The sequence below is a fragment of the Promicromonospora kroppenstedtii DSM 19349 genome (assembly GCF_000515355.1).
GTDB classification, from domain to species: domain Bacteria; phylum Actinomycetota; class Actinomycetes; order Actinomycetales; family Cellulomonadaceae; genus Promicromonospora; species Promicromonospora kroppenstedtii.
Map to the genome: position 1 here is coordinate 778 of NZ_KI911578.1, position 1,779 is coordinate 2,556.

General features: G+C 69.3%; 4 protein-coding genes. All 4 read left to right on the top strand.

What is annotated here, in order from left to right:
- Window positions 1-761: hypothetical protein (locus PROKR_RS32230; protein ID WP_211239997.1), on the top strand; the 761-nt coding region annotated here is incomplete at its 5' end.
- Window positions 721-1,260, top strand: a complete 540-nt coding sequence (locus PROKR_RS02190; RefSeq protein ID WP_036959284.1) for a hypothetical protein — start codon at window positions 721-723, stop codon at window positions 1,258-1,260. The genes PROKR_RS32230 and PROKR_RS02190, both read left to right, overlap by 41 nt.
- A complete protein-coding gene (locus PROKR_RS02195; RefSeq protein WP_036959285.1) occupies window positions 1,257-1,583 on the top strand; it encodes a hypothetical protein in 327 nt (108 codons plus the stop codon). Before PROKR_RS02190 ends, PROKR_RS02195 begins: the two co-directional genes overlap by 4 nt.
- A gap of 16 nt (window positions 1,584-1,599) precedes the next feature.
- Window positions 1,600-1,779: hypothetical protein (locus PROKR_RS33515; protein WP_169736294.1), on the top strand; the 180-nt coding region annotated here is incomplete at its 3' end.

Sequence of the window (1,779 nt, forward strand, 5' to 3'; positions counted from 1 at the left end):
AGCCGATCGGTCGCGGTTTCGCGATCATGGCCCTCGGCCTCCGCGTCATCTGGGCGACGGTCATCCGGCCGACCTGGGACGCCATCAAGCGTGGCGCCTCCGCTATGTGGAACTGGCTCGACCGGTGGGTCTTCACGCCCATCGCGCTCGGCTTCCGCATCATGGGCCTCGGCCTTCGGATCGTGTTCGAGCGGGTCATCCGGCCCGTGTGGAACGGCATCAAGACGGTGGCCTCCGCTGCCTGGGGATGGATTCGAGACAAGGCGTTCACCCCGCTTCGGCGAGGGCTCGACGTGATCGGCGCCGCATTCCGTGCGGCGAAGACCGTGATCGGCAAGGCGTGGGACGGCATCAAGGCCGCCACGGCAGCTCCGATCAACTTCGTGATCGAGACGGTCTACACCAAGGGCATAAAGGCCACCTGGGACAAGATCGCCGACGCTGTCGGGCTCGACCTGACGCTCCCGCCTGTCGACCCGATCAAGGGCTACGCGACCGGTGCGTCCTGCCCGGCTACACGCCGGGTCGCGACGTCCACGACTTCTACTCGCCCACGGGCGGCCGGCTGTCGCTCTCGGGCGGCGAGGCCATCATGCGACCCGAGTTCACTCGGGCCGTCGGCGGTCCGCCGGCGTTGCTGCCCTGAACGCTCGTGCCCGCAAGGGTCAGGCGTTCAAGGATGGCGGCGTCTGGGGCTGGGCCGGCGATGCGTGGCAGGGCGTGAAGAACGTCGCCTCGTCCGTCGGCAAGTTCCTCGGTGACCCCGCCGGGGCGCTCGGCGACCTTCTGTCGAAGCCGCTCGCCTCCGTCCTCGGACGGGTCGGCGGCGGCTCGCTCGGCAAGATCGCATCGCAGCTCCCGAAGAAGGCGGTCGGCGCACTGATCGACAAGGCGAAGAGCCTCGTCGGCAGCATGGCCGGAGGGTCCGACCTCGCCGGAGGCGGCAAGCCGGCCGGGCCCGCTCTGGGCTGGCAGGCGCAGTGGAACGTCGTGAAGAACGCCTTCCCGGGCGCTTCGCTGAACTCGGCATTCCGCCCCGGCGCGATCACGGCCGTAGGGACCCCGTCCTACCACGGCCAGGGCCGCGCGATCGACGTCACGCCCTCGATGGCGATCTTCAACTGGATCGCCAAGCACTTCCCGAACTCGCGCGAGCTGATCTACTCCCCGGCAACGGGCGGCAGATCTGGAACGGGCAGAACTACATGTTCGGGGAGCCGACCCGCGGCGACCACTGGGATCACGTCCACTGGGCGATGAAGAACGGTGGCGTCTGGTCGGGCCTGTTCGACCAGGGCGGATGGCTGCCTAACGGCGGCGTCGGTCTGAACCTGACCGGCAAGCCCGAGGCCGTGCTCACGCCGGCCGAGTCCCAGGCGCTGAAGGCTGGCGTCGTCTCCTCGATCGCCGAGGCCCGGCGCTACGAGCGCGGGCAGGGGCAGCAGACCCGGACGGCCGACGGCCGCCGTGTCGAGCTCGTCATCACGAACTGGGAGAAGGGCACGGGCTACTTCCGCGAGATCGCGGAGGACGCCATCGACGACGCCAACGAGTTCGCCGGCACCACCCGCCGGATGAACTGACCACTAGGAGGACGCATTGAGCACACAGACCGTCCGCTCAGGGTTCGATGCCTGGGCCAGCTCCGGGTATCCCAACCTGGCGCACCCGCGCGAGCCTGCCCTGAAGGTGCGCGACGGCATCGCCAATGCGTTCGTCTGGCTCCGCAGCCCCGTCCCCGCGGGCGCTACGGTCACGTCGGCCACGCTCACACTGACG